This window comes from Brasilonema bromeliae SPC951, assembly GCF_012912135.1.
Classification (GTDB): domain Bacteria; phylum Cyanobacteriota; class Cyanobacteriia; order Cyanobacteriales; family Nostocaceae; genus Brasilonema; species Brasilonema bromeliae.
This window is the reverse complement of sequence record NZ_QMEB01000258.1, coordinates 1-9,221: the sequence shown is the minus strand read 5'-3', so window position 1 is coordinate 9,221 and position 9,221 is coordinate 1. Positions and strand designations below refer to the sequence as shown.

7 protein-coding genes are annotated in these 9,221 nt (G+C 43.9%); 4 read left to right on the top strand and 3 right to left on the bottom strand.

The window, feature by feature from the left end:
* Window positions 1-65: 65 nt before the first annotated feature.
* Both mrdA (DP116_RS24440) and mrdA (DP116_RS24435) read right to left on the bottom strand, forming a co-directional pair.
* Window positions 66-1,937 (bottom strand): penicillin-binding protein 2, encoded by a 1,872-nt coding sequence (gene mrdA, locus DP116_RS24440; RefSeq protein ID WP_169157628.1) that lies wholly within the window; start codon window positions 1,935-1,937, stop codon window positions 66-68.
* Window positions 1,938-2,339: 402 nt separating this feature from the next.
* Window positions 2,340-4,193 (bottom strand): penicillin-binding protein 2, encoded by a 1,854-nt coding sequence (gene mrdA, locus DP116_RS24435; RefSeq protein ID WP_169157627.1) that lies wholly within the window; start codon window positions 4,191-4,193, stop codon window positions 2,340-2,342.
* 209 nt (window positions 4,194-4,402) lie between these two features.
* Between mrdA (DP116_RS24435) and DP116_RS24430 the strand changes: the two genes are divergently transcribed.
* Complete coding sequence (locus DP116_RS24430) at window positions 4,403-5,563, top strand: ABC transporter ATP-binding protein (protein WP_169157626.1); 1,161 nt, start codon at window positions 4,403-4,405, stop codon at window positions 5,561-5,563.
* Window positions 5,564-5,603: 40 nt separating this feature from the next.
* Here the strand turns inward: DP116_RS24430 and DP116_RS24425 are convergent, their stop codons facing one another.
* Complete coding sequence (locus DP116_RS24425; protein WP_246275779.1) at window positions 5,604-7,277, bottom strand: response regulator; 1,674 nt, start codon at window positions 7,275-7,277, stop codon at window positions 5,604-5,606.
* Here DP116_RS24425 and DP116_RS24420 point away from each other — a divergent pair.
* From DP116_RS24420 to DP116_RS24410, 3 genes are all read left to right on the top strand, one after another.
* Window positions 7,271-7,816 carry a cupin domain-containing protein gene (locus DP116_RS24420; protein WP_169157624.1) on the top strand — a complete coding sequence of 182 codons (546 nt, stop codon included), beginning with the start codon at window positions 7,271-7,273 and terminating at the stop codon, window positions 7,814-7,816. The two genes, DP116_RS24425 and DP116_RS24420, sit on opposite strands and share 7 nt — an antisense overlap.
* 299 nt (window positions 7,817-8,115) lie before the next feature.
* Window positions 8,116-8,616 carry an AMP-binding protein gene (locus DP116_RS24415; protein ID WP_169157623.1) on the top strand — a complete coding sequence of 167 codons (501 nt, stop codon included), beginning with the start codon at window positions 8,116-8,118 and terminating at the stop codon, window positions 8,614-8,616.
* Window positions 8,617-8,622: 6 nt separating this feature from the next.
* Window positions 8,623-9,221, top strand: a 599-nt coding sequence (locus tag DP116_RS24410; protein WP_169157622.1) for an HPP family protein, incomplete at its 3' end; no start/stop codon positions are given.

Here is a 9,221-nt window from a genome sequence, read left to right as displayed (position 1 = left end):
AAACGATCAGCAATGAACAGAGGTGAGCAGGGATTAAGTTACAGTTCCCAACCCTCCTTTCCTCGTCATTCTCTTGATTCATTCTGCCGCCTCATTCTGGGACTGTGAGTTCTTAATTTCAACGCCTCAGTATCAGCTTTGTCAGACTTATTCAAAGATTTCTTTTGAAAAAATTCTTCCATCACCTGTAACACCATTGGGGCAGCAACACTACCGCCACCACCGCCAGAGTGTTCAGCAAATGCCAACACGACAATCTCTGGCTTATCAGCGGGGGCATATGCTCCGAACCATGCATGGTTTGCTTTGACACGATTCTTCCATGCCTCAGCCGTACCACTTTTACCGGATGTTGGAGGAATTGTTGACACATTAAGAGCTTTACCCGTACCCTCAGCTATCACCTTTCGCAGTCCTTCACGCAGAGTTTTGACGGTACTTGGCTTCATATTCAGAGATTCTCGCCAGTTTTTTGCTTCTTCATGGTCTTTGAGCAAATGTGGTTTCACTTTATAACCGCCATTGGCTGGGATACAGAACATTACAGAAACTTGCAGTGGTGTGGTTTGCAAAGCACCTTGACCAATAGACATATTAATGCTATCGCCTACAGTCCAAGGAATTTTCCAGGTTCTTTGCTTCCAGGCTTGATCTGGAATATGACCTTTCGTTTCTTCGGTGTTGAACTCAATGCCAGTTTTTTCACCAAATCCGTATTTGCGAGCCCATTCAATTAAGGTTGGACCACCTACCCCCCTACCGATTTGATAGAAGAAAGTATCGCTACTCATTGCTAAGGCTTTTGTAAATCCCAATGGACCAAATCCAGCGTGGTTCCACTCCGCAAACGTGACTCTGCCAACAGTCAGAGAACCGTAGGTTTGCAGCACTGTGTCGGGAGAAAATTTGCCGGATTCCAGTCCTGCTGTTACAGTGACTATTTTGAAAGTACTGGCGGGTGGAAAGGCGCTAGCAACAGCACGATTCAGCAAGGGATGGTTTTCACCTTGTATGCTTTCCCAATCTTTTTTAGAAAGTCTTCGCTTGGAGAAGAGATTCGGGTCAAAGGTGGGATGAGACACCATTGCTAAAACAGCACCGTTATTGGGGTTTAGTGCAATAATAACGCCGTTACGTCCCGTTAAAGCTTTTTCAGCAGCTTTTTGCAGATTCAAATCTATAGTCAGGTGAATATCACTACCTGCTTTTGCCTGTTTCTCTCCTAGCACTCGAATGGGGCGACCTTTTCCATCCACTTCTACTTGCTGACCACCTCTTTCACCCCGCAACAATTTTTCATACGCCTTTTCTACCCCCATTTGACCAATCATATCTCCTGGGCGATAACCTTCTTGTTTCTTTCGTTTCAACTGCTGCGGCGTTATTTCTCGGGTATAACCCAGTACATGGGCTAACTCCTGACCATGTGGGTAGTAGCGTACAGCTTCTGTATGAATTTCCACGTCTTTGAGCTCATTGGCGTACTCCTTCAATACCGTAATTTCCGCGTCGTTCAGGTCACGAGCGATCCGCACCAAAGAAGAGTTAAAACCAGAGTCGTCTAATTTCTTTTCCATCTCTTCTACAGGAATGTTGAGAATTTTGGACAGGCGCGGACCGACAACTGACCAGGAAGGCTTGGTGTGTGCCATTGGCCACAAGTACACAGAACGCGGATAGCGAGTTGTTGCTAGTAGTTTGCCATTACGGTCAAAAATATTACCCCGTTCTGGTTGTTTGGGAATCATCCGAATCCGGTTTGCCTCAGCTCGCTTGCGATAATTTGCACCTTCCGCAATTTGCAAATATACTAGACGAGCACCAATACCAGCTGTCATCAATAAGGTAAATATAATGAAGAACAACGGCTGGAAACCCCGGCCTACAGTACGTGTCTCTTTTTTGCTCGCTAATTGAGGTTGTTGCAGTAGCCTCATGTCACAAATAGCGATTCCGAGAATCGCATGAACTGTATACGATCGCGCCAAATTTCTACCTGGGATTGAAAGAAAAACAACCCCAGTAGTGCAGCATTTGTCATTTGGTTTTTGTTATATAGAATAAACCAAATTGTTGTCAGTATTTTGCATAAGGAAATACATCAATTAGCGCTATTCAGAGAAAACCAATGATTATACTGTTAATTTGGCAAAGACGGTAGTCCAAATTTACAACGCTTTTTCGGGTAGAAACTACAAACCACATGGTAGAGGCGATCGCCGAAGCGATCGCCCCTAATTCAAGCTATACTAGGTCACCGGACCGTTACCCAAGCGTTTGCGTAGCGCCCCTAGAGGGGCTAGATGCGCTCTTTAGTGATAACTGATAACTGATAACTGTTAATCTCCAGATCTACGTCTTGAGTTTTGAGTTTTCGCTTTTGATTCTTCAGACTCAGATTTTTGATATTTACCTGGATACTTTTTCTGAAAATACTCTTCTAGGACTTTTAAGACAACTGGTCCGCAGTCGGTACCACCATGCCCACCAGAGTTTTCACCAAACGCTACAACCACAATTTCTGGCTTATCAGCAGGAGCATATGCTCCAAACCAAGTATGATTTGGGCGATTAATACCAGCTTCAGCAGTACCACTCTTACCTGCTGCAGGGGCAATTGATGGTACATTCAATAGTGTCCCTGTACCACCTGTGATCACTTGGCGCAATCCTTCGCGAAGAACTTTGATCGTACTTGGTTTCATATTCAGAGATTCCCGCCAGTTCTTTGCTTCTTCATGGTCTTTGAGCAAGTGTGGTTTTACTCTGTAGCCACCGTTAGCAGGGACAGAAAACATGATTGCAGATTGTAGTGGAGTGACTTGCAAAGCACCTTGACCAATGGACATATTGATAGTGTCGCCCACAGTCCAAGGCATTTTCCACACTTTTCGCTTCCAAGCGTCATCTGGAACATTACCTTTTGATTCTTCATCCGAAAACTCAAAGCCGGTTTTTTTGCCAAATCCATACTTGCGAGTCCATTCAATCAAAGTTGGACCACCGACTCTGCGACCAACTTGGTAGAAAAATGTATCGCTACTCATGGCGATCGCACGCTGAAATCCCAGTGCGCCAAATCCCGAGTGGTTCCACTCACCAAAGGTAACTCCCCCAACAGTCAGAGAACCGTAAGTTTGCAGCACTGTGCTAGGAGAAAATTTACCTGATTCCAACCCCGCAGTTGTGGTAATGATTTTGAAAGTACTCGCAGGTGGAAAAGCACTCAAGGCGCGATTGACTAAGGGATGTTCACTACCTTGTAGACTTTGCCAGTCCTTCTGAGAAAGTTTTTGCTTGGAGAAGATATTTGGGTCAAAGGTGGGATGAGACACCATTGCTAAAATAGCCCCAGTATTGGGATCTAGTGCAACAACTGCACCCCTACGAAGTGTTAAAGCTTTTTCGGCTGCCTTTTGCAGATCTAAATCTATAGTCAGGTGAATATCATTACCTGCTTTTGCCTGTTTTTCTCCTAAAACTCGAATTGGGCGACCTTTACTATCTACTTCTACTTGCTGACCACCCCATTCACCCCGCAACAGTTGTTCATACGCTTTTTCTACCCCCATCTGACCAATTACATCTCCCAAGCGGTAGCCTTCTGGTTTCTTTTTTTTCAACTGCTCAGGCGTCAACTCCCTAGTATAACCTAGTATATGAGCTAACTCCTTGCCATGCGGGTAGTAGCGTACGGCTTCTGTATTAATTTCGACACCCGGCAGTTCGTTTTCATACTCCTTCAATGCAGTGATTTGTGCTTCGCTGAGGTCGCGAGCAATCCGTACCAGAGAAGTGGCGCTAGCACCAGCCTCATCTAATTTCTTTTCTATCTCCTCTTGGGATATATTAAGAATTTTCTCAAGACGCGGACCGACAACTGACCAGGATGGCTTAGTGTGTGCCATTGGCCATAAGTACACAGAACGCGGATAGCGAGTTGTCGCTAGTAGTTTGCCATTGCGGTCAAAAATATTACCTCGTTCTGGTTGTTTGGAAATCGTCCGAATCCGGTTTGCTGCGGCTCGTTCCTTAAATTTATGTCCTTCAATAATTTGTAAATATCCTAAGCGAATATTGATACCAGTGATCATCAACAAGGTAAATACAATAAAAAATATAGGCTGCAAACCTTGTCCGACTGTACGTACTTCTCTATTTTTGCTGGTAGGACGGGACTTTACTGTAGACATAGAAAAATATCCAATTCCAAAATAATTTTTATTGGTATAAAGTTAGGTGAAATTCTTTTCTGTATTCCGCGTTAAGATAACCGGAACAGCATATTTTTTGTAAATTCTTCTTGGTAAGTCGAATCAACCAAAGTGTAACCTGTGGTTTGCCGAATCGACTATATTAATCAACAAAAAAACTGAAGATAATAGGATCTAACTGGTGGATTATGGCTCAACATTTGACGCAGAATCAGGCTGGGAGGACGGCTTTTGAGTCGTTGGATGTTGAACTGCATAACGTTTTCAAGTTTTTTAACCAAGATCCAGCAGTACACGGGGTAGACTTAGGCGTCAGACACGGAGAATTCTTCAGTATTTTAGGTCCTTCTGGGTGTGGCAAAACAACTACCCTACGCTTAATTGCAGGGTTTGAAACAGCCGATGCTGGTAAGGTGTTGATTCAAGGTCAGTCCATGACAAGCGTTCCCCCTTATCGCCGACCTGTCAACACAGTCTTTCAAAGCTATGCTTTGTTTAATCACTTAAATGTTTGGGATAACGTCGCGTTTGGACTAAAGTTAAAAAACATACACAGGTCGGAAGTTCAAAGCAGAGTTAAAGAAGCTTTGGAACTGGTGAAAATGGAAGGGTTGCGATCGCGCTTTCCCAGTCAACTCTCTGGTGGTCAACAGCAAAGAGTAGCATTAGCACGGGCGCTTGTGAATCGACCCGCAGTCTTGTTATTAGATGAACCTCTTGGGGCGCTAGACTTAAAACTGCGTAAGGAAATGCAGGTCGAACTCTCAAATTTACATCAAGAACTAGGGTTGACCTTTATCATGGTGACTCACGACCAAGAAGAAGCATTGTCCTTGTCGAATCGTATTGCTGTGATGAATCAAGGCAAAATTGAACAAATAGGCACCCCGAGTGATATATACGAACAACCACGCACAAGCTTTGTAGCTGATTTTATTGGTGATACGAATTTATTTGAAGGTGAAATCGCAGGTGTAGATGCTTCAAGTGTCATAATTTTTACAAAAACAGGATTCTCAATTGTGGTTGCTCGCCAGCATGACACACCAACTGAAATATCCCAAGCAGTCGTCGTCAGCGTCCGTCCAGAAAAAATTCAGCTTTCGCTTTATAAACCCAGTTTGCAAACGAACTGCTTTGAAGGACGGCTCGTCAACATCATGTATCTTGGAACCCACGTCAACTATATTGTGCAATTGACAAACGGTATACGCATCACCGTTTTGCAGCCTAATACTTTTGGGAATTTGCCAGGTCGTGAAACTCCTATTTATGCTTGGTGGGCTGAAACTGATTGTTTGGCTTTATTAAAGAACTCAGAACACAAAATACAGAATACAGATTTTTGATTGTAAAAAAAGAGACTACATAGCAGATAGTATACGGTTTTCACGAAGCTTGACTAGCAATTTGATACAGGAATTGTAGAGTTAATCCATCAGTGGGATACTCAGCTATATCAAACCTAAAGCTGACTTGAAAGCGGCTGTTGTCTGGTGCAGTAAACACTTGCTGCCGTAGGGTAGTCAGGATTTCGCTGAGGCGATCGCTTGTTTGTTGTTTGGTCAATCCTGGCGTCCCTACCACAAACTCTCCGTTGCCCCAATAACCGAGTACTTCCGCACCCCGAAAGGTAGCTTGGAATAGACGACCCCACCTTTGTAAAATCTGATTGCCTGTAGCATGACCATATTGAAGATTAATTGCTGGTAATTCTGTAATAAAAAACACCACCAGACAAAAAGTATCAGGGAGAAGGGATGAATCAGAGTTTGCGCTTTTATCTGCATCCTTCATGCTTTGGATTAAAAGTTCTAAATCACGATATGATTGTGGTTGATTTGCCAATCCAGTCAGAGGGTCTTTAGTAGAAAGGGTTTTGAGCAAGCGGGTGCGCTCTAAACGATTGGTGATTCGGGTTAACAGTTCCGCAGCCACAACTGGCTTACTAACATAGTCGTCTGCCCCAGTTGCAAATATCTGTTGGATAGTTTCGCGATCGCGGTGAGCAGTAAGAAATAAAATCGGCAGTCCCTGCAAGTCCGGATCAGTGCGTACTGCCTGACACAGTTCTATACCCCCTAGTTGAGGCATATCCACATCCAAAATCAGCAAATCGGGAGCAGTACGTCGCAGGACTTCCCAAAAGCGTAACGGGTCATCCAATTCTGTCATTTGTATACCCCAAGGTTCCAGCATAGAGCGCAGTCCCGCCAGAAACACCGGGTCATCATCAACAGCTAATACACTCACACTTCTTGAACGAGAACGCTGTAATAGTTGTGTTGCGATTTCCCAAACCCGAGGAGCGGTCACAGGTCTAACCAAAAATCCTTGTCCGCCAGCACGGGCTACAGTGACACGATCTAATAGTCCATCTCTAGAGGTAATGACTAACACTGGTATTGGAGGTGTCCTAGCGGCAAAATCTGCCACCAGTGCCAAACTATCTTCCTGCTGTTCCATATCATCCACAGCCAGCACAACTAAATCTGGGGAGTGCGACTGGAGCCAGGTTTTAGCTAATTCCAACGTTGTCACCTGTTTCCAACTCAAGTCGAGTGAGTGTGCTAGTTCCTGTAACTCTTGAGTTAAATTTGTGTCTGGGTCAATCAACAGCAGTCGAGATGTTTTTGAGGGCGAAAATGGTTCTGAATCAGCTAAATTTAGCAATTCACCCAACTCCCGCACCAAAGACAACAACTTCTTATCCCCTTTGTCACCTTGTCCTAAAGCTTCATCTTCTAATAAAATCTGTTCAATTTGCCGCGCCAGTGTAGTTCCTGCTTCCCGGTCAAACATCCCCAACACACCCGCCAGTTTATGTGCTGCCTGCCTAGCATTTTCGCGTAACTCCTGAGTCAGCGTCTTCGTTTGTACTGCCGTCGCCGCTATTTGCAAAGCTTCCAAGCGTTCGGTCATCAACCCCTGATATTGCTGCCACAGTTCAAAATACGCAATCAAAATAATGTAGTTGACACTGCCAAAGAAAATTTCTTCAAAAGAAAAATTCAATCTACGTAAATATTGAAAAGCAAATGTCACAGAACAACCAAATGTCAAAAAAACCTCCATCGGGATACAACGGCACAAACAAAGGTAACGGTCCTATTCCAACAAATGGTCAATTGATGAGCAATGGTCAAATAAAGTTCGACCCATTCCCATATAATTCCATCAACGATAGAGAATTTAAGTTCTTGGGTATGGAAAATGTTTCTTTGCCTAGTGAGCTTGAGTTCGTACCCTATCAATTAGATGTGAGAAAAGGTGTTGAGATTCACACAATATTTAGTTTAGTAGATCAAGATCCCCAAGGTCCTGATGCTGCAATTCTTAAATATGAGGCTGGCGCATTTGTTGCCTTGCATGAACATATAGGGTATGAAATGGTTCTAGTGTTAACCGGGGATTATATTGAGAATGGCGTCACGTTCTTGCCCGGTTCATTAATACTTCGCTCACCAGGCACTTTTCATACAATGGCTTCTATTAATGGCTGCACCATTTTGGCCACGCGTTATATCAAAGTCAAACAGCGACCTGATTTGTGGAACGAGTTTGCTGTACTGCACGAAGACGTTAAGCCTGTTTCAAGATAGTTATTGGTGTGAAGTACTCTGATTTTGAATCAGAGTACCAGCATCTTCAACGGTGGTTTCTTTGTTTTGGTTACGGATATATTCCGACACTGCAAATAGCAATTGAGCCAAAATACTAAGTAGCTATCATGAACCGCGCACATTAGAACGCCTAAAAATGAGATAAATCAACCAGCACAGTTAGTAGTCTTATTTGATTTATGAACAGGCAATTTAACACGCGACAAAGCAGGAAACAACAGAGATATGTTCACCAATCAAGTCCAATTACTATATCAGTTCGTATTAGAGGAGAACCTATGCATTCCTATGTACCCTTAAGTCCAACCACTTTCTTAGAGCGCAGTGGTCAGGCATTTCCTAACCGAAGCGCGATCGCCTATCCTGATGGAACAGTGACTTACGCCGAGCTATTGCACCGCTCTCGCTGTCTAGCACAAGTGCTGAAGCGACTCCAGGTGGGGTATGGAGATCGGGTTGCTCTCCTAACAGAAAACAATCGACAGATAATCGAAGCTCACTTCAGCATTCCAGCCATCGGTGCCGTAATCGTCATGCTTAATCCTTGGCTGGCAGAGCAGGACCTCCTATCCCTGCTGGACTATTGCGAGGCGAAAGTTTTGATTGTAGATGCTTCCTTGAGCGAGAAAATCTTCCTTAACCCTCAGGTTGCTCTTTCGCATTTGCAACAAGTTATCGTTATTAATCATGGCGTTGCCAACCCAATCTATTCTGGAGTCCTCGACTACGAAACCTGTCTGGCGGGTGAAAATGGAGATTTTAGGCTGGATTTGAGGTGAATCTACATGGTTAAGCAATTAAACAGCTATGCTGGTAGCACCAGAAAAGCAGTGTCTCGGATAAATTTCTTTCAGAAGCTAAAAGGGGATAATACGAAACTACCTCCTAAGCATTCAGCTAGAGCAATAATACTTGCTTGGTTAGGAGGATTTTTGGCAATCAGTGCAGTTGCGCTTCTCTCCAATACATTTTCTGTAACACTTGTACTAGGCTCTTTTGGAGCGTCCTGCGTTTTGGTATTTGGGTTTCCAGATGTGCCTTTTTCACAACCGCGAAATGTGCTTGGAGGTCATTTTTTGAGTTCCTTTATTGGTTTGGTATGTCTGACGCTTTTTGGAGCAACCTGGTGGTCAGTTGCTATAGCTGTTGGTACTGCCATTTCTGTGATGATGCTTACCCGAACAACTCACCCACCAGCAGGCTCCAATCCAGTTATTATTTACCTGAGCAAACCAGCATGGAGTTTTCTGCTGTTTCCCACTCTTTTTGGGGCAATAGTTTTAATCGTTGTTGCGCTTCTCTATAATAATTTTGTCCGTGAAAGTAGATACCGCTCAGAGAAATCTAAACAAAGCTACCCAAAGATAGTCAATGCTAGACAAAC